This is a genomic window from Jatrophihabitans sp., assembly GCA_036389035.1.
GTDB lineage: Bacteria > Actinomycetota > Actinomycetes > Mycobacteriales > Jatrophihabitantaceae > Jatrophihabitans_A.
Genome location: DASVQQ010000007.1, coordinates 432,916 through 455,630, shown reverse-complemented (window position 1 = coordinate 455,630; position 22,715 = coordinate 432,916). Strand labels below are relative to the sequence as shown.

At 68.0% G+C, this 22,715-nt stretch carries 17 protein-coding genes and 1 pseudogene; 1 reads left to right on the top strand and 17 read right to left on the bottom strand.

The features are described from left to right. Positions 1-10: 10 nt before the first annotated feature. The gene (gene rpsG, locus VF557_04710; GenBank protein ID HEX8079486.1) at positions 11-481 is read right to left on the bottom strand and encodes a 30S ribosomal protein S7; all 471 of its coding nucleotides are present in this window, start codon (positions 479-481) and stop codon (positions 11-13) included. Further along, positions 481-855, bottom strand: coding sequence for a 30S ribosomal protein S12 (rpsL, locus tag VF557_04705; protein ID HEX8079485.1), 375 nt, complete (start codon positions 853-855; stop codon positions 481-483). Before rpsL ends, rpsG begins: the two co-directional genes overlap by 1 nt. Positions 856-1,529: 674 nt before the next feature. On the opposite strand from rpsL, the gene VF557_04700 reads away from it, so the two are divergent. Then, positions 1,530-1,736: a cold-shock protein gene (locus VF557_04700; protein HEX8079484.1), complete on the top strand. Its 207-nt coding sequence runs from the start codon at positions 1,530-1,532 to the stop codon at positions 1,734-1,736. Between the two features lie 182 nt (positions 1,737-1,918). Here VF557_04700 and VF557_04695 read toward each other — a convergent pair whose 3' ends face one another. The 15 genes and pseudogenes from VF557_04695 to rplJ form a co-directional block, all read right to left on the bottom strand. Next, a complete protein-coding gene (locus VF557_04695; protein ID HEX8079483.1) occupies positions 1,919-5,818 on the bottom strand; it encodes a DNA-directed RNA polymerase subunit beta' in 3,900 nt (1,299 codons plus the stop codon). An 84-nt stretch (positions 5,819-5,902) separates the two neighbouring features. Continuing rightward, positions 5,903-9,355 carry a DNA-directed RNA polymerase subunit beta gene (locus VF557_04690; protein HEX8079482.1) on the bottom strand — a complete coding sequence of 1,151 codons (3,453 nt, stop codon included), beginning with the start codon at positions 9,353-9,355 and terminating at the stop codon, positions 5,903-5,905. Positions 9,356-9,763: 408 nt separating this feature from the next. Continuing rightward, complete coding sequence (locus tag VF557_04685) at positions 9,764-10,759, bottom strand: hypothetical protein (protein HEX8079481.1); 996 nt, start codon at positions 10,757-10,759, stop codon at positions 9,764-9,766. Then, on the bottom strand, positions 10,756-11,277 hold the full coding sequence (locus tag VF557_04680; GenBank protein HEX8079480.1) for a hypothetical protein: 522 nt from the start codon (positions 11,275-11,277) through the stop codon (positions 10,756-10,758). Before VF557_04680 ends, VF557_04685 begins: the two co-directional genes overlap by 4 nt. 47 nt (positions 11,278-11,324) lie before the next feature. Continuing rightward, positions 11,325-12,605 (bottom strand): MlaD family protein, encoded by a 1,281-nt coding sequence (locus VF557_04675; protein ID HEX8079479.1) that lies wholly within the window; start codon positions 12,603-12,605, stop codon positions 11,325-11,327. 5 nt (positions 12,606-12,610) lie between these two features. Further along, positions 12,611-13,717: an MCE family protein gene (locus VF557_04670; GenBank protein ID HEX8079478.1), complete on the bottom strand. Its 1,107-nt coding sequence runs from the start codon at positions 13,715-13,717 to the stop codon at positions 12,611-12,613. Further along, complete coding sequence (locus VF557_04665; GenBank protein ID HEX8079477.1) at positions 13,717-14,904, bottom strand: MCE family protein; 1,188 nt, start codon at positions 14,902-14,904, stop codon at positions 13,717-13,719. Before VF557_04665 ends, VF557_04670 begins: the two co-directional genes overlap by 1 nt. Next, positions 14,904-15,911: an MCE family protein gene (locus VF557_04660; GenBank protein HEX8079476.1), complete on the bottom strand. Its 1,008-nt coding sequence runs from the start codon at positions 15,909-15,911 to the stop codon at positions 14,904-14,906. Before VF557_04660 ends, VF557_04665 begins: the two co-directional genes overlap by 1 nt. A 26-nt stretch (positions 15,912-15,937) precedes the next feature. Next, positions 15,938-17,002 (bottom strand): MlaD family protein, encoded by a 1,065-nt coding sequence (locus VF557_04655; protein ID HEX8079475.1) that lies wholly within the window; start codon positions 17,000-17,002, stop codon positions 15,938-15,940. A 34-nt stretch (positions 17,003-17,036) separates the two neighbouring features. Next, entirely contained in the window at positions 17,037-18,347 is a 1,311-nt protein-coding gene (locus VF557_04650; protein HEX8079474.1) for an MCE family protein, read from the bottom strand. Positions 18,348-18,351: 4 nt separating this feature from the next. Next, complete coding sequence (locus tag VF557_04645) at positions 18,352-19,194, bottom strand: ABC transporter permease (GenBank protein HEX8079473.1); 843 nt, start codon at positions 19,192-19,194, stop codon at positions 18,352-18,354. A gap of 56 nt (positions 19,195-19,250) precedes the next feature. Further along, a complete protein-coding gene (locus VF557_04640; GenBank protein HEX8079472.1) occupies positions 19,251-20,027 on the bottom strand; it encodes an ABC transporter permease in 777 nt (258 codons plus the stop codon). Continuing rightward, positions 20,024-21,058 carry an ATP-binding cassette domain-containing protein gene (locus tag VF557_04635; protein HEX8079471.1) on the bottom strand — a complete coding sequence of 345 codons (1,035 nt, stop codon included), beginning with the start codon at positions 21,056-21,058 and terminating at the stop codon, positions 20,024-20,026. Before VF557_04635 ends, VF557_04640 begins: the two co-directional genes overlap by 4 nt. A gap of 336 nt (positions 21,059-21,394) precedes the next feature. Beyond that, positions 21,395-21,784 (bottom strand): 50S ribosomal protein L7/L12, encoded by a 390-nt coding sequence (rplL, locus tag VF557_04630; protein ID HEX8079470.1) that lies wholly within the window; start codon positions 21,782-21,784, stop codon positions 21,395-21,397. A 264-nt stretch (positions 21,785-22,048) separates the two neighbouring features. Further along, positions 22,049-22,543 (bottom strand): annotated as a pseudogene (gene rplJ / locus VF557_04625) (50S ribosomal protein L10). Positions 22,544-22,715: the final 172 nt, after the last annotated feature.

The window sequence follows — 22,715 nt, the reverse complement described above, 5'->3', positions numbered from 1 at the left end:
CGGGTGCCGCCTACCAGCGGTAGTGCGCGAAGGCCTTGTTCGACTCGGCCATCTTGTGGGTGTCCTCACGGCGCTTGACGCTGGCGCCCAGGCCGTTGCTGGCGTCCAGCAACTCGTTCATCAGGCGTTCGGTCATGGTCTTCTCACGGCGGGCCCGGGAGTAGCCGACCAGCCAGCGCAGGGCCAGCGTGGTCTGGCGGGGGGTGCGGACCTCGACCGGAACCTGGTAGGTCGCGCCACCGACGCGGCGGCTGCGCACCTCGAGGGTCGGCTTGACGTTGTCCAGGGCGCGCTTGAGCGTGACCACCGGGTCGGTGCCGTTCTTCTCGCGGCAGCCTTCCAGCGCGCCGTAGACGATGCTCTCGGCGGTGGACCGCTTGCCGTCGGTGAGGATCTTGTTCACCAGCTGGGTCACCAGACCGGACTGGTAGACCGGGTCGATGACCAGGGGCCGCTTGGGAGCCGGGCCTTTACGAGGCATTAGCTCTTCTCCTTCTTCGCGCCGTAACGGCTGCGAGACTGCTTGCGGCCGCGCACACCCTGGGTGTCCAGCGAACCGCGAATGATCTTGTAACGGACACCGGGGAGGTCCTTCACCCGGCCGCCGCGCACCAGCACGATGGAGTGCTCCTGCAGGTTGTGCCCGACACCGGGGATGTAGGCAGTGACTTCGATCCCGCTGGTCAGCCGGACGCGGGCGACCTTGCGCAGCGCGGAGTTCGGCTTCTTGGGCGTGGTGGTGTACACACGCGTGCAGACACCACGTCGCTGCGGAGAACCCTTCAGCGCCGGGGTCTTGGTCTTGCTGATCTTGTCCTGCCGACCCTTGCGGACCAGCTGCTGGATCGTAGGCATGCGGCCTGCAATCTCCCCTTCGTCTGCGGTACGTCGTGGAAAGATCCACCGGCGCTGCTGGACTTCTCCAGCCACGCCAGGCTCACCGCCCGGCAACGTGTCTGCTCTGCTGTTGTTCCCATCCGGTCCACGGGGTCGGGCGTGTCGCACCCCATCCCAAGGCTGTCCGCGACAAGATTTCACCGCAGGCTGCCGGACGGCCCCGGTGCATCAGCGACCCGCTTGACTCAGCAGGTGCCTGCGACGCACACAGGTGAGCACCCGGAGGCTCCGGGCACAAAGGTAAACAATACCGTTGCCCGGTCCGGGATCAAAATCGGCCCATAGGCCGCCGGGACCGCGCGGACCAGCTCGCGCCGGCCTTGCCACCGCGCCGCGGCCAGTGAGCGGCTGGAGCGAGAAATGCGCCCTTTTCGGGGCTTGCGAGGTGCCTGCGGCCGGGCAGTCCCGGCCCGCGCGCGGTTCTGTGGGGATGGTGCACAACGGCCTGAGCATTCGTGCTACGGTTTTCCCGGTTGCAGTTGCAGTTTTCCACGATCGTTTCTCTGAACGCCCGCGGGTACTCGCAGCGGGCGTTTTGTTCTTCTCGGCTGAACGGCGGGGTAACACAAGACGACAACCCGGAAGGCCACGCGGTGTGGTCTCCGAACCGCATTTAGCAAGGAGAAAGACACATGACACAGGGAACCGTCAAATGGTTCAACAGCGAAAAGGGCTTCGGCTTCATCGCTCCCGACGGCGACGGACTACCGGATGTCTTCGTCCACTACTCGGCGATCGCCAGTGATGGCTACCGGAGCCTGGACGAGAACCAGCGGGTCGAGTTCGACACCACCCAGGGCCAGAAGGGCCCGCAGGCGGAGAACGTCCGCCCGATCTGAGTTCCGAGTGTGACAGAAGGGCCGCACCCACGGGTGCGGCCCTTCTCTCGTTTGCGGCCCTTTTCTCGTTCGGGCCCTGTCAGCGGGGCGGGCCGCGGACGTCGCATCGCGGCTGCCACCGGCTTCAACGGCCGCGGGCCGGTAACCCGTCAGGGTCACCGGCCCGCGGTCCAGGCTGTAGGTCAGCGGAAGTCGTTGTACCCGAAGTCATCGAGTGCAACGGCCTGGCCGCCGCCCTGGCCGAAGCCGTAGTAGTCGCTCTCGTCGTAGCCGGCCATCGAGAACGCCGCGGCGCGGGCCTCTTCGGTCGGGTTGACCTCGACGTTGCGGTACTTGGCGATGCCGGTGCCGGCCGGGATCAGCTTGCCGATGATCACGTTCTCCTTCAGCCCGACCAGCGAGTCGCTCTTGGCCGAGATGGCGGCGTCGGTGAGCACCCGGGTGGTCTCCTGGAAGGACGCTGCCGACAACCACGACTCAGTGGCCAGCGACGCCTTGGTGATACCCATCAGCACCGGACGACCCGAGGCCGGCTCGCCGCCCTCAGCGACCACCCGGCGGTTCTCGGCCTCGAACTTGGCACGCTCGACCAGCGAGCCCGGCAGGAACTCGGTGGCGCCGGAGTCGATCACCGTGATGCGCTTGAGCATCTGCCGGATGATCACCTCGATGTGCTTGTCGTGGATCGCCACACCCTGGCTGCGGTAGACCTCCTGGACCTCGCGCACCAAGTGCAGCTGCACCTCGCGCGGGCCCATGATCCGCAGCACGTCGTGCGGGTTGACCGCGCCGGCGACCAGCTGCTGGCCCACCTCGACCCGGTCACCGTCGCCCACCAGCAGGCGGGCGCGGCGCAGAATCGGGTACTCGATCTCGTCGGTGCCGTCGTCCGGCGTGATGACGATCTTGCGACCAGAGCCCTTGCCGGTGCCCTCGACCTCATCCAGGCGCACCCGGCCGGTCGCCTCGCTGATCGGCGCGACGCCCTTGGGGACCCGGGCCTCGAAGAGCTCGGCGACCCGGGGCAGGCCGTGGGTGATGTCATCGCCGGCGATGCCACCGGTGTGGAAGGTGCGCATGGTCAGCTGGGTGCCGGGCTCACCGATCGACTGGGCGGCGATGATGCCGACCGCCTCGCCGACGTCCACCAGCTTGCCGGTGGCCAGTGAGCGGCCGTAGCAGCTGGCGCAGGTGCCCAGCGCCGACTCACACGTCAGCACGCTGCGCACCCGGACCTCGGACACGCCGCGGGTCACCAGCTCCTCGATCAGCACGTCGCCGAGGTCAGCCCCCGAGGCGGCCACGACCACGCCGTCCACCTCGACGTCCTCGGCGAGCACCCGGGCGTACACGCTGGTCTCGGCGTGGCTGTCCTTGATCAGCCGGCCGTCGGCGCCGGCGGCAGCGATCGCCAGCTTGACGCCACGCTCGGTGCCGCAGTCGTCCTCGCGGATGATGACGTCCTGCGAGACGTCCACCAGGCGACGGGTCAGGTAACCGGAGTCAGCGGTACGCAGCGCGGTGTCGGCCAGGCCCTTGCGGGCTCCGTGGGTGGAGATGAAGTACTCCAGCACCGACAGGCCCTCACGGAAGTTGGCCTTGATCGGACGCGGGATGATCTCGCCCTTGGGGTTGGCCACCAGACCACGCATGGCCGCGATCTGACGCATCTGCATCATGTTTCCGCGAGCTCCGGAGTTGACCATGATGTACACCGGGTTGGTCTTGGGGAAGTTGGCTTCCATCTCCTTGGAGACCTCGCCGGTCGCCTTGGTCCAGACCTCGACCAGCTCCTGACGGCGCTCGTCGACGGTGATGACACCGCGGCGGTACTGCTTCTCGATCTTCTCGGCGTCCTTCTCGTACCGCTCCAGGATCTCCGCCTTCTTCGGCGGGGTGACCACGTCGTCGATCGCGATGGTGATGCCGGACCGGGTCGCCCAGTAGAAACCGGCGGCCTTGAGGTTGTCCAGCGCGTGCGCCACGGCAACCTTGGGGTACCGCTCGGCCAGGTCGTTGACGATCTGGCCGAGTTCCTTCTTGGTGACCTCGTAGTTCACGAACCGGTAGTCCGCGGGCAGCGTGTCGTTGAAGATCGTCCGGCCCAGGGTGGTCTCGACGAGCAGCGGCTCGCCGGGCTGCCAGCCCTCAGGGGCGACCCAGGGCTCGCCGCTGCCGTTGTCGACATTGGTGAGGCCGTGCAGCCGGATCCTGACCGGAGCCTGCAGGCCCAGCGCCTTGGCGTCGCGCGCCATCACGCCCTCGGCCGGTGAGGAGTACGCCTGGCCGGCGCCTTCCTGATTGGGCCGGATCGTGGTCAGGTGGTACAGGCCCAGGATCATGTCCTGGGTCGGCATGGTCACCGGACGGCCGTCGGCGGGCTTGAGGATGTTGTTCGTCGACAGCATCAGCACCCGGGCCTCGGCCTGGGCCTCGGCCGACAGCGGCAGGTGCACCGCCATCTGGTCACCGTCGAAGTCGGCGTTGAAGGCGGTGCAGACCAGCGGGTGGATCTGGATCGCCTTGCCCTCGACCAACTGCGGCTCGAAGGCCTGGATGCCGAGTCGGTGCAGCGTCGGCGCGCGGTTGAGCAGCACCGGGTGCTCCCGGATGACCTCTTCCAGCACGTCCCAGACCACCGGACGGGCCCGCTCCACCATCCGCTTGGCGGACTTGATGTTCTGGGCGTGGCTCAGATCGACCAGCCGCTTCATCACGAACGGCTTGAACAGCTCCAGCGCCATCTGCTTGGGCAGGCCGCACTGGTGCAGCTTGAGCTGCGGGCCGACCACGATGACCGAACGGCCGGAGTAGTCCACCCGCTTGCCGAGCAGGTTCTGGCGGAACCGGCCCTGCTTGCCCTTGAGCAGGTCCGACAGCGACTTCAGCGGCCGGTTGCCCGGGCCGGTGACCGGACGGCCACGCCGGCCGTTGTCGAACAGCGCGTCGACCGACTCCTGCAGCATCCGCTTCTCGTTGTTGACGATGATCTCGGGCGCGCCGAGGTCGATCAGTCGCTTGAGCCGGTTGTTGCGGTTGATCACCCGGCGGTACAGGTCGTTGAGGTCGGAGGTGGCGAACCGGCCACCGTCGAGCTGGACCATCGGGCGCAGGTCCGGCGGGATCACCGGAACGCAGTCGAGCACCATGCCCTGCGGGGAGTTGGTGGTGTTGAGGAAGGACGCGACGACGCGCAGCCGCTTGAGCGCGCGGATCTTCTTCTGGCCCTTGCCGGAGCGGATCGTCTCGCGCAGCGACTCGGCCTCGGCGTCGAGGTCGAAGCCGGCGATCAGGGTCTGCAGGGACTCAGCGCCCATGCCGCCCTCGAAGTACTCACCGAAGCGGTCGCGCAGCTCGCGGTAGAGCATCTCGTCGGAGATCAGCTGCTTGACGTCGAGCTTGCGGAAGGTGTCCATCACCTCGTCGAGACGATCGATCTCGCGCTGGGCGCGGTCACGCAGCTGGCGCATCTCGCGCTCGCCGCCCTCGCGGACCTTGCGCCGGACGTCGCTCTTGGCGCCCTCGGCCTCGAGCTCGGCCAGGTCGGCTTCGAGCTTCTTGGCCCGGGCGTCGATGTCGGAGTCCCGGCGCTTCTCCAGAGTGGACTTCTCCGCGCTGATCTCGGCCTCGAGGGTCGGCAGGTCACGGTGCCGGGTCTCGGTGTCGACCTTGGTGATCAGGTAGGCGGCGAAGTAGATGATCTTCTCGAGGTCCTTGGGGGCCAGGTCGAGCAGGTAGCCCAACCGGGACGGCACGCCCTTGAAGTACCAGATGTGGGTGACCGGCGCGGCGAGCTCGATGTGGCCCATCCGCTCACGGCGCACCTTGGCGCGGGTGACCTCGACGCCGCAGCGCTCGCAGATGATGCCCTTGAAACGCACCCGCTTGTACTTGCCGCAGTAGCACTCCCAGTCCCGGGTGGGGCCGAAGATCTTCTCGCAGAACAGGCCGTCCTTCTCAGGCTTGAGAGTCCGGTAGTTGATGGTCTCGGGCTTCTTGACCTCGCCGTGGGACCACTGGCGGATGTCGTCAGCGGTGGCCAGGCCGATACGCAGCTCGTCGAAAACGTTGACGTCGAGCAAGGTTCCTACCTTCTACGTCTGTAAAACTGTGGGTAATGCATGTGAGATCCGGTCCGGCGGCGCGGGGCGCCGCCGGACAGCGGACTAGACCTCTTCGACCGAGGACGGCTCGCGCCGGGACAGGTCGATGCCGAGTTCTTCGGCGGCCCGGAAGACGTCGTCGTCGGTGTCGCGCATCTCGACGGCGACCCCGTCGCTGGACAGCACCTCGACGTTCAGGCACAGCGACTGGAGTTCCTTGAGCAGCACCTTGAACGACTCGGGGATGCCGGGCTCGGGGATGTTCTCGCCCTTGACGATGGCCTCGTACACCTTGACCCGGCCGAGGATGTCGTCGGACTTGATGGTGAGCAACTCCTGCAGCGCGTAGGCCGCGCCGTAGGCCTGCATTGCCCAGCACTCCATCTCACCGAAGCGCTGGCCACCGAACTGGGCCTTACCGCCGAGCGGCTGCTGGGTGATCATCGAGTACGGACCGGTGGACCGGGCGTGGATCTTGTCATCGACCAGGTGCAGCAGCTTCAGGATGTAGACGTAGCCCACCGAGATCGGCTCCGGGAACGGCTCGCCGGAGCGGCCGTCGATCAGCTGTGCCTTGCCGGTCTTGCCGATCAGCTGGTCGCCGTCCCTGGTCCGCAGGGTCGAGTCGAGCAGACCGGTGATCTCCTCTTCACGGGCGCCGTCGAACACCGGGGTCGCCACGTTGCTGCCGGGGACGCCCGCGCGAGCCGGCTCGGGCAACCGGGCCGCCCACTCGGGGTCGCCCTCGATCTCCCAGCCGGTCTTGGCGACCCAGCCGAGGTGGGTCTCGAGCACCTGGCCGATGTTCATCCGGCCCGGCACCCCCAAGGGGTTGAGCACGATGTCGACCGGGGTGCCGTCGATCAGGAACGGCATGTCCTCCGGCGGCAGGATCTTGGCGATGACGCCCTTGTTGCCGTGCCGGCCGGCCAGCTTGTCGCCGTCCTGGATCTTGCGCTTCTGGGCGATGTAGACCCGGACCAGCTCGTTGACGCCGGGCGGCAGCTCGTCGCCGTCCTCACGGGAGAAGACCCGGACGCCGATGACCTTGCCGGCCTCGCCGTGCGGAACCTTCATCGAGGTGTCGCGGACCTCGCGCGCCTTCTCACCGAAGATCGCCCGCAGCAGCCGCTCCTCCGGAGTCAGCTCGGTCTCACCCTTGGGCGTGACCTTGCCGACCAGCACGTCACCGGTCACCACGTCGGCGCCGATCCGGATGATGCCCCGCTCGTCGAGGTCGGCCAGCACCTCGTCGGAGACGTTCGGGATGTCCCGGGTGATCTCCTCGGCGCCCAGCTTGGTGTCGCGGGCGTCGACCTCGTGCTCCTCGATGTGGATCGAGGTCAGGACGTCGTCCTGCACGATCCGCTGGTTGAGGATGATGGCGTCCTCGTAGTTGTGGCCCTCCCACGGCATGAACGCCACGAGCAGGTTCTTGCCCAGGGCCATCTCACCGTTGTCGGTGGACGGGCCGTCGGCCACCACCTGGCCGACCTCGACCCGGTCGCCCTCGTTCACGATCGGCTTCTGGTTGAAGCTGGTGCCCTGGTTGGACCGGGCGAACTTGGACAGCCGGTAGGTGTTGCGGGTGCCGTCGTCGGCCATCACGGTGATGTAGTCGGCCGAGAGCTCCTCGACCACACCGGCCTTGTCGGCCACCACCACGTCGGCCGCGTCGACCGCGGCGCGCAGCTCCATGCCGGTGCCGACCAGCGGGGACTCCGAGCGCAGCAGCGGCACCGCCTGGCGCTGCATGTTGGCGCCCATCAGCGCCCGGTTGGCGTCGTCGTGCTCGAGGAACGGGATCATGGCCGTGGCCACCGACACCATCTGGCGCGGCGAGACGTCCATGAAGTCGACCTCGTCGGGCTCGAGCAGCTCGACCTCGCCGCCCTTCTTGCGGCACAGCACCTTGCCCTCGGTGAACTTGCCCTGCGCGTCGATGAGCGCGTTGGCCTGGGCGATGGTCGCCCGGTCCTCCTCGTCGGCGGTCAGGTAGAAGACCTGGTCGGTGACGGTGCCGGCCTCGACCTTGCGGTACGGGGTCTCGACGAAGCCGAAGGCGTTCACCCGGCCGTAGGAGGCCAGCGAGCCGATCAGGCCGATGTTCGGGCCTTCAGGAGTCTCGATCGGGCACATCCGGCCGTAGTGCGACGGGTGGACGTCACGGACCTCCATGCCGGCGCGGTCACGCGACAGCCCGCCCGGGCCCAGCGCGGACAGCCGGCGCTTGTGGGTCAGGCCGGCCAGCGGGTTGGTCTGGTCCATGAACTGCGACAGCTGCGAGGTTCCGAAGAACTCCTTGATCGAGGCCACCACGGGGCGGATGTTGATCAGGGTCTGCGGGGTGATCGCCTCGACGTCCTGGGTGGTCATCCGCTCGCGGACGACCCGCTCCATCCGGGACAGCCCGACCCGGATCTGGTTCTGGATGAGCTCGCCCACGGTGCGCAGCCGGCGGTTGCCGAAGTGATCGATGTCATCGACCTCGTAGCCGTCCTCGCCGGCGTGCAGCCGGACCAGGTACTCGATGGTCTTGACGATGTCTTCTTCGGTGAGGTTGCCGTGGTTGATGTCGGTGCTGACTTCGAGCTTCTTGTTGGCCTTGTAACGGCCGACCTTGGCCAGGTCATAGCGCTTGTGGTTGAAGAACAGGTTCTCCAGCAGCGCCTGCGCCGACTCCTTGGTCGGGGGCTCGCCGGGACGCAGCTTGCGGTAGATGTCGAGCAGCGCCTCGTCCTGGCCGGGGATGTGGTCCTTCTCCAGGGTGGCCAGCAGCGTCTCTGACCAGGCGAAGTGCTCCCGGATCCGGTCCGAGCTCCAGCCCAGGGCCTTGAGCAGCACGGTGACCGGCTGCCGACGCTTGCGGTCGATCCGGACTCCCACGGTCGAGCGCTTGTCGACGTCGAACTCCAGCCACGCGCCGCGGCTCGGGATGACCTTGACGGAGAAGACGTCCACATCGGAGGTCTTGTCCAGGTTGCGGTCGAAGTAAATCCCGGGCGAGCGGACGAGCTGGGAGACCACGACCCGCTCGGTGCCGTTGATGACGAAGGTGCCCTTGCGGGTCATCATCGGGAAGTCGCCCATGAACACCGTCTGGCTCTTGATCTCGCCGGTGGTGTTGTTGGTGAACTCCGCGGTGACGAACAGCGGAGCGGCGTAGGTCATGTCCTTGTCCTTGCACTCCTCGATGGAGGCCTTGACGTCCTCGAAGCGGGGCGAGGAGAAGGAGAGTGACATCGAGCCGGAGAAGTCTTCGATCGGTGAGATCTCACCGAGAATCTCCTCGAGCCCGGAGAGCGCGACCAGGCCGGACGCGCTGGCGTCGCGAGCTTGCCGCTCTTTCCAGGCGGCGTTGCCGACCAGCCAATCAAAAGATTCCGTTTGCAGGGCCAGCAGATTGGGGACCTCGAGCGGTTCCCTGATCTTTGCGAAGGAGGTGCGAACGGGTGATCCCGGGATGCCCCCCATCATGGCTTGCGATTCGGACTTACCGGGGCGAGAGACTGCCAAGATGCGTCCTTCCGAGGACTTGGTCCACCGCTGCCCTGCTGGGGCTACCCGCAGCAATGCAGCTTCTGATCTGTTGCGCCGGCCCGGTCGTACCAGTTTTTCCGTTCCGTCTCAGACAGCAGGAAGTAGACCCTGTACGGGCCAACGGTTGTTTGAGGGCAGCGCAAATTAGCAGTCTAGCCGAGATCGGCACACCTGTCCAGGCCACCTTTTTCAGTGGCACTGCTGCGGTCGGGAACCAGCTGCCCGAGCGCCTCTTCGGCAAGGATTCCAGCCGGTAGTTCGCGAAGTCAATGGCTCTTCGAGCTTTCCTACAGCGCACGCCAGAGTCCCCCGCGCGAGGCCGCACGTCAAGCATCCACCCCGGCGGGCGCGCCGCGCGGCCTCAGCGGCGGCGCGCGGCCCGGGTCAGATCTGGTCGAACTTCGACACCAGCCACTGCCCCTGGACCCGGTCCAGGGTGACCCGGACCCGGAACAAATCGGTCCTGGGCGCCTTCAGCGCGGTGTTGGTGACCTTCTGCTCGCCGAACACCACCACCGTGACCTGGCTGCCGTTGCTCGAGACCGCCTCGACGCCGGCGCCGTCGGTCTGGGCCCGCACCACCGCTCGCACCTTGGTGGCCGTCGGCTTGATGGTCGTGGTCATCGCCTGGACGTAGTCGGTGACAGCCCGGCCGGTCAACCGGGCCTTGGCCGCGGTGACGTCGGAGTCGAAATTCCGGTAATCGTAGGACAGGATCAGCGGAACCGCCGACTTGGCGGTGGACAGCGCCTGGTCGCGCTCGACGCGGGATCCCGGGGCCGGCTGCGAGGTCAGCAGCCAGCCGTCCAGGCCGGCCAGCGCCAGCAGCAGGACCACCAGCGCCGCGACCAGCCAGGCCGGAGCGCGCCGGCCCCGGTCAGCGTCCGGCGGCTGGCGGCTCACCAGCTCGGCCGGCTCAGCGTCCAGGCTGTCGGTCACCGGGCTGGCGTCCCGCGTGGGGCTGTGGGTGGGCTTGTCGGTGGCGGGCTTGGCGTCGGTCACCGACTTGGCGCCGGGGGGCTTGGTGTCGGTGGTGGGCTTGGTGTCGGTGGTGGTCAGGGTGTCGGTGACGGGCTGGGGATCGAGGTGATCCCGCTCGGTGGCCGGCGCCGGATGCGGTGAAGGCCGGCGCAGCCCCTCAGGCGCCGCGGCCACCCGGCGGGCCCGCGACGTCGGCGAGGGGCGCGGACGAGGCCGGGTCGGTTCCGGCGCGGCGGCCGGCGGCGGGGAGCCCTGCGCCGGCTGCGAGCCCTGCGCCGGTTGGGAGGCTTGCGTCGCCTCGGCGCCCTCGACAGTGCCGCCGGTGACGGGGCCGTCGGTCTCAGGCCGGTCGGTGACGGGCCGGTCGGTGGCGGAGTCGTGCGGCGGGCGTCCGGTCATGACACCGACACCGACTGCAGATCATCCATCAGCCACTTGCCGTCGATCAGCCGCATGGTCACCTGCGACCGGTTCTGCGCCGCAGTGCTGGACTTGCCGGCCGCGTCCACCCGCAGGGTGTCCGAGGCCACCACGATCACGGCCGACCTGCCGTCGAAGCTGACCAGGCCGGCGCCGGAGACGGTGGCGCCGGCGTCCTGCTTGAGCTGGGTGAGCCTGGTCTTCAGGGTCGCCTTGTTCGCCTGCCACTGGGTGGCCTTGGCCGGGGTCAGGCCCGCCAGCGCGGCGGCGAAATCCGCGTCGAAGCTCTTGAGGCGGTAGGTCTGCAGGTTGATCGTCTGCTGCCTGGCGGCGCTGAGGGCCGCCTGCTCGGCGGAGCTGAGGCCGCTGGCGCCGTTGCTGCGGTGGGTCAGCCGCAGGCCGGTCAGCACGGCGGCAGCGACCAGCAGGACGGCGACCAGCACGCTGAGCCCCAGCAGCACGCCGCGGGGCAGTCCGGCACGCGGCGGTTGGGTCATCGCCGACTCCCTCATATCAGTGCTCCGGCTCATTCGGCGGTTCGGACTCAGCGCAGGCCACCGGTGAGCAACGGCAGCCAGGAATTGTCTGCCAGCAGGCCGGCCGCGGCCATCGAGCCGCCGAGCTGGACGGTGGTGGGCCGGGTCAGCGCCCGGGGGTAGACGGTACTACCACCACTGGTGCTGATCGGGTCACCACCCGGCGTGTTCTGCGCGCCCCGCACGCTGGTCACCGAGCCGCGCGGCATCGCGCATCGCGCCCCGGTGTTGATGGTGCTCGGTCCGGTCTCGCTGGGCCTGCGGATCGTGGTGCCCTCGTAGCCGGCCCGGCAGGACGGCGGGTCATCCAGGTTGAGGACGAGGCCGAAGTGCGCGGTGCCGTCGCCCGGGGTGACGGTGTAGCCCCCCGCCACCGCCGCCGGGTAGATCACCAGGATGGTCTGGATGCCGTCCAGGTTCGAGACCATGATCTGGTTGACCGACGTCAGGTTGGCCAGCAACAGGTCCAGGTCCGTCCGGTTGCTGGCCAGGAACTGGCGCACGGTGTCCAGCTCACCGGGACCGTTGCCCAGCAGCGCCCTGAGATCGCCGTCGCTGGCCTTGAGCTGCCCGGTCAGCAGGTTCAGGTTGTGCGCCCAGCCCTTGATGGCCGATCCGGAGTCCAGCTGGGTCTTCAGCGTCGTCTGCCCGTTGTCGATCAGCCGAAGCGTCTCGGGCAGCGCCTGCTGGGCCCGGGCCAGCAACTTGTCACCGGAGTCCAGCAGCGCCTGCAGGTCCGGTCCCCGGCCCTGGAAGGCCTTGCCGAGCTCGGTGATCATGATGTTCAGCTTGGCCGAGTCGATGTCGGAGACCAGGTCATCGAGATTCTGCAGCAGCACCTGGGTCGCGAGCGGGACCTTCCCGGCCTTGCTGAGCACCGCTCCGTCGGTGAGGAACGGCCCCTCGACGCCGGTCGGTTCGATGTTGACGTACTGCTCGCCGACCGCCGAGCGGTTGGAGACGTAGGCCTGCGAGTTCAGCGGGATCGCCGGCTTGTCGCAGCTGGTGAGGTTGAGGTCCACCCGCACGCCGCGGATCTGGCGCCCGTCGGGCCCGGCGTAGTCCAGCAGGTGCAGCTGGCCCACCTGGCCCACCGTGACGCCCCGGTAGGTGACCTCGGCGTCGGTGAAGATTCCTCCGGAGTCGGGGAAGTCAGCGCTCACCGTGCAGCCGCGCGGGCCGAACAGGGTGGAGCCCAGGCCCACGTAGTTGAAGCCGACGTAGCTCACTCCGAGCAGCGACAGCACGAGGAACATCAGCAACTGGATCTTGGTCGATCGCCTGATCATGGCAGTCAGTCACCCAACCCGGTCAGCTCGCCGGAGGTCGGACTCGGGGCCTGCTGGGTGGTCGGCAGCGGCGTCTCCGGTGGCGTGAGCAGGTTGTCCAGCAGGTGGGTCAGATCCAGGTCGGCGGTCAGGAACAGGTTGGTGTAGTCGCCCTTGATGCCGTTGACCGCGGTCCGGGGGAACGGGTAGGTCGCCAGCAGCTCCAGCGACTTCGGCAGCGCCTCGCCCGCCAGGGTCAGCTGGGTCATCACCGGGTCCAGGTGGGTCAAGGCCGAGACGAAGTTGTCCTGCGAGGCGTTGATCACCTTGACCGCGACCGTGCTGAGCTTGTCCAGGCTGCGTAGCAGGGTGACGAACTGGTCCTTCTCATCCGCCAGGATCTTGACCGCCTGCGGCATGGTGTCCAGGGCGCCGGCCAGCACCGGCCGCTGGCTGTTCAGCCTGGCTGCCAGCGCGTCGAGGCTGTCGATGGCGCGCAGGATCCCTCCCTTCTGGGCGTTCAGGGTGGTGGTGAAGATGCTGATCTGGGACAGCAGGCTGCGGATGTCACCGGCGTGCCCGGACAGGGCCTCGTTGAGCTCGTGGGTGATGGTCTTGATCTGCTCCAGGCCGCCGCCGTTGAGCAGCAGGGACAGCGCGCCGAGCACCGCCTCGAGCTCGGGGGTCGAGCCGGTCCGGGCGATGCCGATGTGCGGGTAGGCATAGCCGGGGTGCGGGGCCTGCGACAGCGGCACCGGGTCGCTGACCTCACCGGCCGGCGGGTAGGACAGCGACACGAACTTCTCGCCCAGCAGCGAGGTCTGCCGGATCCGGGCGTGGGCGTTGGCCGGCAGGGTGACATCACCGTTGACCACCACCTGCGCCCGGGCCCGCCAGCCGACCAGGGTGACTGACTCGACCTTGCCGACGGTCACGTCATTGACCTTGACCGAGGACTGCGGCACCAGGTCGAGCACGTCGTCGAAGTCGACCAGGACCCGGTACGGGTTGCTGCCCAGGTCGGCCCCGCCAGGCAAGGGCGCCGAGTACAGACCCTGAAAGCCGCACCCCGACAGCGCCAGGACGGCCACCGTCGCGGCCGCCACCGACCGCGCCATCTTCAGCCGCCCCATCACGAGCCACCCAGGGGTGGCAGGCCGATCAGGCCGCCGACACCGGGCGTCCCGTTCAGGATCGGCAGGCCGCCGAGCGCCTTGGCGATGGCCTTGCAGGTGTCGGCGATGGTGCCGCTGGCCGGCAGGTTGGCGGTGGCTTTCAGCGCGGCGCAGATCACGGCCGGGTCCAGCGGGTTCTGGGTGCCGCCCAGGTTGTCACGGGTGTCCAGCGTCCCCGCCGTGGCGTTGTAGGTGTGGTTGAGGTTCGCCAGCGCCACCGGCGCGACGGCCAGCGCCTCGTTGATGGCCGCCTTCTGCTTGTTCAGCACCCCCACGACGTTCTTCATCCCCACGATGTTGGCGTGCAGGCTGTCGCCGTGGGTCTTGAGGAAGGCGGCGATGTCACGCAGCGCGGCGCTGAGGTTCTTCAGCGCGGCGGCCAGTGATCCGCGCTCCTCGGCCAGGGCTGAGGTGACCTGGTCGAGTTGGGTGTTGAACTTGCGCACCTGGGCGTCGTTGGCAACCAGCGCGTCAGTGAAGACCTGCAGGTTCTTCACCGTCCCGAACAGGTCTTCGCGGCCCTCGGACAGCGTCCGCACCGCCTTGGAAAGGTCGCGCACGGTGCCGCCCAGCGCCGCTCCGTTGCCTTCCAGGTTGGCCGCGCTGACGTCGATGAGTTGCGACAGCGGGCCCTTGCCACCACCTGAGGCCGCGTTGGCGCCCTTGGGGCCGAGTGCCACGTTGAGCTTGTCCAGCGCCGCGTAGATGTCATCGAGCTCGACCGGGGCCGCGGTCTGGTTCATCGGAATGACCGCGCCGCTCGCCAGAATCGTGCAGCCCGTGGTGCACGAGTCGTAGTCGGCGAACTGCACGTAGCGGTCTGACACCAGCGATGGCGGGATGATCGCCGCGCGCACCACCTTGGCATCGTCGGGGTAGGCCGGCAGCTTGATCTTCTTGTCGTACTTCATCCGGACCAGCACGCCGTCGCCATCCGGCGTGACCTTGGTGATCGAACCGATCTTGATTCCGTGCAGCCGGACGTCGGAGCCGCTGTAGAGGCCGACGGCCCGCTCGAAGCGGGCCTGCACCGTCTTGGTCGGGCCGGGCATCAGCGCGAAGACCAGGGTGGCCAGCACCACGGCGGCCAGGATCGCCACCACGATCAACTGGGACACCCGCCTGGGCATCGCGTGCGCGGCCATCACTCACCCACCCCGGTTGAGGTGCCGAGCAAGCCGCCCGCCGAGAAGTTCTGGATGTAGGTGTCGAACCACCGTCCGTTGCTCAGGGTGTTGGCGAAGACCCGGTAGAACGGGGCGAGCAGGGCCAGGCCGCGGTCGATGTTGTCGAGATTCTTCTCGAGGATGTCCAACACCCCTCTCAGCTGATCCAGAGCCGGCTTGAGCGCCTTGGAGTTGTCGCTCACCAGGCCCGAGATCTGCAGTGACATCGCCGAGGTGTTCAGGAACAGGGTCCGGATCGCCTCGCGCCGCGCGTTGAGCTCGGTCAGCAGCAGGTTCCCGTCGGTGAACAGCTTGGCGATCTCGGCGTCCCGGTCGGCCAGCACCCCGGTAACCGTGTTTGCCCTGGCCAGCAGGGTGCGCAACGCCTGGTCGCGTGAGGCGATGGTGTTGGACAGCCGCGACAGCCCGTCCAGGGTGGTCCGGACCGAGGCCGGGGTGTTCTTGAAGGTCTGGGCGATGGTCTCCAGCGACCGTCCCAGCAGCTTGGTGTCGATCGCGCCGAAGGTCTTGGTCAGGTCGGAGAAGGCCGGGTAGATGTCGTAGGGAGTCAGCGTCCTGTCGAGCGGGATCTGCTCGGACGGGTTCTGCTTGCGCGCGCCCTGGGAGTCCAGTTCCAGGTACTTGCGGCCGAGCATCGTCTTGATCTTGATGATCGCTTCGGTCTGGTCGCCGATGAACGCCTTCTTGACCCGGAACGACACCTTGACGGTGTGCGCCGTCGGGCCGTGCAGCGAGACCCCGGTGACGGTGCCGACCTTGACCCCGGCGATCCGGACCTCGTCGTCAGGCACCAGGCCCGAGGCTTCGGAGAAGATCGCCGAGTACTGGGTGCCACCGCCGATGAGCGGCAGCTTGGCGGCGTTGAAGGCCGCCCACAGCAGCGTCACGATCACCACCAGGCCGATCGCGCCGATGACGGTGGGGTTGCGCGAGGCGAACGAGCGCCCGCGCGGTGCGGTTTTCATCCTCGAGGACCTCAGCGAGCGGGCCATCAGCCACACCTGGCCGGCGGGAACGGCGTGGGCAGCCCCGGCGTCAGCTGGACGCCGCCGGGCAGCACCACGGTGCCTTCCATCTTGCACAGGTAGAAGTTGAACCACGATCCGTAGGTGGCCGTCCTGGTCAGCGTCGCGACCTTGGTGGGCAGCCGCTGCAGCACGCCGTCGACGGTGCTGCCCCCGGCGTTGAGGGTCTGGGCCAACCCAGTCAGGTCTTCGATGTCCTGCTTGAGCTGCGGGCGGGACTTGTCCAGCAGGCCGGCGGTGGCCGAGGTCAGGTTGTTGATGCCGGTGATCGAGTCGCCGATCACGGCCCGGTCCTCGGCCAGGCCGGTGACCCAACGCTGCAGTTGCACGATCAGGTCGGACAGCTTCTGATCGCGCTGGCCGAGGGTGTCCAGCACCGAGGACAGGTTGTTCACCAGGTCACCGATGACCTTGTCCTTGTCTGCCACCGCCGACGTCAGCTCGGCTGTCTGGCGCATCAGGTTCTCCACCGTTCCGGCCTCACCCTGCAACGTCTGGATGATCTGCGTCGACAAGCTGTTGATCTCGTCCGGGTTCAGCCCGCTGAACAGCGGCTTGAAGCCGGCGAACAGGGTGCTCAGGTCCAGGGCGTTCTGGGTCTGGCTGAGCGGGATCACCGCCTTGGGCTCGAGTTCGGCCTCGGCCACCCCTGGAATCTGGCTGCCCTGCTCGATGGCCAGGTAACGCTGGCCGACCAGGTTGCGAAAGCGCAGCTTGGCCCGCACCCAGCTGGTCAGCGGCCGGTCCACAGAGACGTTGAACTTGACCTGGGCCACGAACGGGGCGGTCGCCGGGTCGGGAGTGTTCGGCTCGCGGATCAGCTTGATGCCCTGGATGGAGCCGACCCGCACCCCTGCGACTCGAACGTCATCGCCTACCAGCAGGCCGGTCGCGTCGGAGAACAGGCCGTAGTAGCTGTGGGCCTTGCCGTAGCCGGCGTTGGTGATGGTCGCCGCGAGGACGTAGGTAGCCATCGCCGTCACCACCAAGAAGGCGATCAGCTTGACCAGCGGCGCCAGCAACCCCCTCATGTCAGCACCTCTTCGCGCTCGCTCAGGCCGGTTGTCATCCCAACCCCACCTCGCTGCCGCGCAGTAGCGGTCCGGCCAGCAGGGTGGCCAGCGCCGGCACGTTCGCCGGGTCATCGCCGTAGCTGCCCGAGAGCAAGGCTGAGATCAGCTTGGTCTCAGCCTTGGAGCCGACGCCGCTGCCGTGGTAGGCGGCCCGGTCAACGCTGTGCAACGGGCCCGACGCCGGAGCCCCGTCCGGGAAGTGCACGCCGGGGAACGGGTTGGCCGGATTGGGCAGGCCGTAACAGTGCGGCTGCGCGTTCGCGCCGGTGACGTACTTCGGCTCGTTGCCGGGCACGTACTTGCCCCGGTGGTTCACGAACTCCAGGGTGATGTGCAGGCCCGGCTGCTTGCCGCCGAAGGTGTCCTCGATCCGGGGCTCCAGGTTGGTCAGGCCCTGCGCCAGGCACGGGTACTCGGGTGAGAAGTGAGCCAACACCGCCAGGATCTTGGCCGAGGACGCCGCCAGCTGGATCAGGTAGTCGCCGTCGGCGTTGAGGAAGGCGTCGAGTTCGTTGGTGGTCGAGGTGGCCGAGGTCAGCAGCTGGTCCAGCGCCTGCGGCCGGGTGGTGATGGTCCGCGAGGTGGTCTGCATGTTGCTCAGGCTCGCCAGCAGGTCAGGCGCGGCGTCGTGGTAGAGCGAGGCCACCTGGCCGAGCTTGTCCAGGTCATCGGCCAGCGTCGGCACTTTCGGGTTGAACCGCAGCAGGTACTGGTTGAACGAGGCCAGGTTGTCCCCGAGTTGCTTGCCGCGGCCCTGCAGCGCGGTGGCCAGCGCGGTCAGCGTCGCCTTCAGATCCTGCGGGTGCAGCGCCAGCAGCACCGGATAGAGGTCGTTGAGCACCTTCTCGATCTGGATGGCGTCCCGGCCGGCTGACAGGGTGTCGCCGGAGCGGACCGGGCGGGCCTTGGCGGCGCTGAGCTTGGTGGGCACCTGCAGGGCCACGTACCGCTCGCCGAACAGGGTCTTGGGCAGCAGCAAGGCGCTCGCTCCGACCGGGATCAGCTTTGCCTTCGACGGCTGCAGCGCCAGCTTGAGCCGGGCCCGGGTCTCGGGCTGCTGGCCGTTACCGGCGGGCACGTTGTAGGTCGAGATATCCCGGACGGTGCCGACCAGGATGCCACGCAGCTTGACGTCGGACTGCAGCTGCAGCTGGGCGCCGGTGTGGTCGGTGTCGAGGGTGACCAGGGTGACTTTGGTGAACACCTGCTTGTAGGCCGCGATCGACAGGCTCAGCAACCCGGCCAGCACTGCCAGGAACACCAGACCGGCCAGCCTGGCCTTCACCTTCTTACCAATGCTCACCGGATCACCCCGCGATCCGGACGGTGGTGGTGGTGCCCCAGATGGCCAGCGACAGGAAGAAGTCGATGATGTTGATGGACACGATCGCGGTGCGGACCGCTCGGCCGACCGCGACGCCGACCCCGGCCGGGCCGCCCTTGGCTGTGTAGCCGTAGTAGCAGTGCGTCATCACGATCACGACCGCGAACACCAGCACCTTGAAGAACGACCAGAGCACGTCGGTGGGCGGCAGGAACAGCCGGAAGTAATGGTCATAGGTGCCGGTGGACTGGCCGTAGTACACCGTCGCGATCGTCCGGGCCGACAGGTAGGAGGACAGCAGCCCGATCACGTACAGCGGGATCACCGCGACGAAGCCGGCGATCAACCGGGTGGTCACCAGGAACGGCAGCGACGGGACCGCCATCACCTCGAGCGCGTCGATCTCCTCCGAGATGCGCATCGCGCCCAGCTGGGCGGTGAACCCGCAGCCCACGGTCGCCGACAACGCCAGCCCGGCGACCAGCGGGGCGATCTCGCGGGTGTTGAAGTAGGCCGAGATGAACCCGGTGAAGGGGGCGGCGCCGAGCTGGTTGAGCGCGGCATAGCCCTGCAGGCCGACCTCGGTGCCGGTGAAGAAGGACATGAAGGCGATCACGCCCACCGTGCCTCCGATGACCGCCAGCGCCCCGGTGCCGAAGGTGACCTCGGCCAGCAGCCGCAGCACCTCTTTCTTGTAGCGCCGCAGGGTGCGCGGCGTCCAGGCCAGTGCCTTGACGTAGAACAGCAACTGCTCGCCGAGGTTGTCCAGGGCGCCGACCGGCTTGCCCGCGACCTGCTTGGCCGAGGCCAGCACGCCGCTAGCCATTCGCTCCGCTCCTCGCTCGTACCTGGCTGCGGTGCTCACTCACAGGAGTCATCGCCTCAGGAGCCCTTCGGCGGAACGACCTGGAAGTACACGGCCGTCATCACGAAATTGACGAAGAACAGCAGCAGGAAGGTGATGACGACAGACTGGTTCACCGCGTCGCCGACGCCCTTGGGCCCACCACCGGCATTGAGCCCCTTGTACGAGGCGACGACGGCGGCGATCAACCCGAAGACCACCGCTTTGAGCTCCCCCGCATACAGGTCGGGCAGCTGGGCCAGCGCCGAGAAACTGGCCAGGTAGGCGCCGGGGGTGCCGTCCTGGAGCACCACGTTGAAGAAGTAGCCACCGGCCACCCCGACCACGCTGACCAGTCCGTTGAGCGCGGCGGCCACCAGCATGCAGGCCAGCACCCGCGGCACCACCAGCCGCTGGACCGGGGAGATGCCGAGCACCTCCATGGCATCGATCTCGTCGCGGATCTTGCGGCTGCCGAGGTCGGCGCAGATCGCCGAGCCGCCGGCGCCGGCGATCAGCAGCGCGCAGACGATCGGGCTGGCCTCCCGGATGACGGCCAGCACCGAGGCCGCGCCGGTGAAGGACTGGGCGCCCAACTGCCGGGTCAGGGTGCCCAGCTGCAGGGCGATGACCGCGCCGAACGGGATCGCGACCAGGGCTGTCGGCAGGATCGTCACGCTCGCGATGAACCATGCCTGCTGGACGAATTCCCGGAACTGGAACGGTCGCTTGAAGGTCAACCGGACGACGTCGAGGAAGAGCGCGAACAGCCGGCCGGCGTGGCTGATGCCGGCCACCGGCGACAGCGAGCTCATTCGGGCACCGACTGGTAGGCGGGCAGCCGCGACCGGTGCTCGTCGTCCAGGGCGCGCTTGACCGCCTCCTGCGCCTTCTCGGGCAACGTGTGCAGCATCTGCAGCACCCGCTCCTGCCGGCGGCCGGCCGCCTTGCGCTCGGGCAACCCGGGCGAGGGCAGGAGTTGCGGCGGCACCCCGCTGCCGGTGGCGCCCTTCGGCCCGGTTCCCGGCGGGGGCGGCGCGCCGTCGCCCAGGGCGGCGAGCTCCGCGGCGACCTGGCCGGCGTCCTTCTCCTCGGACATGCCGATCGGGCCTTCTTTGCGGCCGTTGAGGAACTGCTCGACCACCGCCTCGTCCGAGGTCAGCAGCACCTCGCGGGGGCCGAACATGACCAGCTCCCGACGGAACAGCAGCCCCAGGTTGTCCGGCACCGTCCGCGCGGTGCCGATGTCGTGGGTGACGATCAGAAAGGTCGAGTCGGTCTGGGCGTTCAGGTCGACGATCAGCTGGTTCAAGTAGGCCACCCGGACCGGGTCCAGGCCCGAGTCGGGCTCGTCGAACAGGATGATCTCGGGGTCCAGCACCAGGGCCCGGGCCAGGCCGGCGCGCTTGCGCATGCCGCCGGAGATCTCACCGGGCAGCTTCTTGTCGGTGCCGGTCAGGCCCACCATCTCAAGCTTCTCCAAGACGATCTTGCGAATCTCGCTCTCGCTCTTGCGGGTGTGCTCACGCAGCGGGAAGGCGATGTTGTCGTAGAGGTTCATCGAGCCGAACAGGGCGCCGTCCTGGAACAGCACGCCGAACAGCTTGCGGGTCTCGTAGAGCTGGTGCTCGCTGCACTTGGCCAGGTTGACGTCTTTGATCATGATCGAGCCGCGGTCGGGCTTGAGCAGGCCGACCAGCGTCTTGAGGAAGACCGACTTGCCGGTGCCGGACGGGCCCAGCATGACGCTGATCTCGCCGGGAGGCAGGGTGAGCGTGACGTCGCCCCAGATGACCTGCTTGCCGAAGGACTTGGTCAAGCCCTCGACGGCAACCTCGACTCCCACCCCGGCTCCTCTCTCGCCCGCTCGGTCCGAGAAAGGGCGCGCTGCTTCACAGAGAAAGCAGCATCTGCGCCTAACAACGACCTAGCCGGTCTTCGGTTACCGCCGGGTACGCCAGCGTGAGCGAATCCTGGCAAAGAGTAGCCACGAGCACCGGCACCGACGCGCAGAAACGGCGAAGCCGGTCAATCGGACCGGATCGTGCCGGGGCCGGATCGTGCGGCCGAACCATGCGGACAACTCCAAGGCCAGCGAGCCGCGGACAGAGAGCCGCGGACAGCAGTGGGGGCGGCCCGCTTTCGCGGACCGCCCCCACGGACAGAACAGGTGCTGGATGACCTACTTGACGGTCACCGAGGCGCCAGCGCCTTCCAGCGCCGCACGGGCCTTGTCGGCCGCCTCCTTGTTGACCTTCTCCAGGACCGCCTTGGGAGCGCCGTCCACCAGGTCCTTGGCCTCCTTGAGGCCGAGGCTGGTGAGGGTGCGCACCTCCTTGATGACCTGGATCTTCTTGTCACCGGCAGCTTCGAGGATGACGTCGAACTCATCCTGCTCGGCCTCGGCCTCGGCGGGCGCGCCGCCGGTCGGGCCGCCGGCCGCGGCAACCGCGACCGGGGCGGCGGCGGTGACGTCGAAGGTCTCCTCGAACTGCTTCACGAATGCCGACAGCTCAAGAAGGGTGAGCTCCTTGAACGCGTCGATGAGCTCGTCAGTGCTGAGCTTCGCCATGATGTGGCGTCCTTTCTGTATCGCCGGGAAAGCCGGCAGATGGGTTGGTTACTGCTCCGCCGGCTCGGCGGGAGTGTCGGATGCTGTCTCCGGGGCAGGAGCCTCGGTGGCAGCGGGTGCCTCAGCAGCGTCGGCGGATGCCTCGGCAGCGGGTGCTTCGGCAGCGTCGGCGGGTGCCTCGGCAGCGTCGGAGGCTTGGGTCTCGGACGCCGGTGCGCTGGTCTCGGACGCCGGTGCGGCGGCCTCGGCCGGAGTCTTGTCCGCCAGCGCCTGGGCAAGCCGGGCGACCTGGGACAGCGGCGCCTGGAACAGGCCCGCGGCCCGACTCGGCAGCGCCTTGAGGACACCGGCGATCTGGGCCAGCAACACCTCACGGGACTCCAGGTCAGCGATCTGGTTGACCTCGGCCGCGCTCAGCGACCTGCCTTCCATCACACCGCCCTTGATGACCAGCAGCGGATTGGTCTTGGCGAAATCACGCAAGCCCTTGGCGGCCGCGACCGGATCGCCCTTGACGAACGCGATCGCGGTCGGCCCCACCAGCATGCTGTCATCGATGCTGACACCGGCCTCGGCGGCAGCCAGCCGGGTCAGGGTGTTCTTGACCACGGTGTAGGTGGCGTCCGCGCCCAGCGCCTGGCGAAGCTGGGTCACCTGCTTGACGCTCAGACCGCGGTACTCGGTGATGACCGTCGCCGAGGATGCGTTGAACTGGTCGACGATCTCGGCGACCGCACCGAGCTTCTCTTTGTTCGGCATGTCCCTCCTCTCGTGCACGTCTGCGCCGGCGTGCGTGAGCGGCAGGCAGCCGATCAGCTTCGAGGAACAGAAACGCCCCGGCGCAGGGCGCACGGGGCGAAGAGACGAGTCTCGCTACCGGGCCATCCTGCGCGGGTCGCTCCGGCGCTTCGGAGCTGTTCGGTCGCATGTG